This is a genomic window from Salifodinibacter halophilus, from assembly GCA_012999515.1.
Lineage (GTDB): Bacteria > Pseudomonadota > Gammaproteobacteria > Nevskiales > Salinisphaeraceae > Salifodinibacter > Salifodinibacter halophilus.
Genome location: JABEEB010000178.1, coordinates 1 through 280, shown reverse-complemented (window position 1 = coordinate 280; position 280 = coordinate 1). Strand labels below are relative to the sequence as shown.

Genomic DNA, 280 nt, shown 5'->3' with positions numbered 1-280 from the left:
CGCAATTCCGCCGTCCTCGTAGCCCAGCCCCTTCCTTTTCGAGCCCCGTCCTTCGATGCGCCGCGCCGCCGCCTGGATCTGCCTCGCCCTGGCCTCGCTGCTCGGCCTGCCCGCGGCCGCGCGCGAGCCGCGCTACACGGTGCTGCGGATCGACACGCGCAGCCAGCCGCTGGCGCTGTACTTGAACGATGAGCGCGGTCGGCCGTTCCACCGTTTCAAGGATCTCGATGCCTGGCTGCAAGCGCGCGGCCAGCGCCTGCGCTACGCGATGAACGCCGGC

General features: G+C 71.4%; 1 protein-coding gene. It reads left to right on the top strand.

Features of this window, described 5'->3' with window-relative positions; genetic code table 11:
* Nucleotides 1-55: 55 nt before the first annotated feature.
* Nucleotides 56-280: hypothetical protein (locus HKX41_11210; GenBank protein ID NNC24699.1), on the top strand; the 225-nt coding region annotated here is incomplete at its 3' end.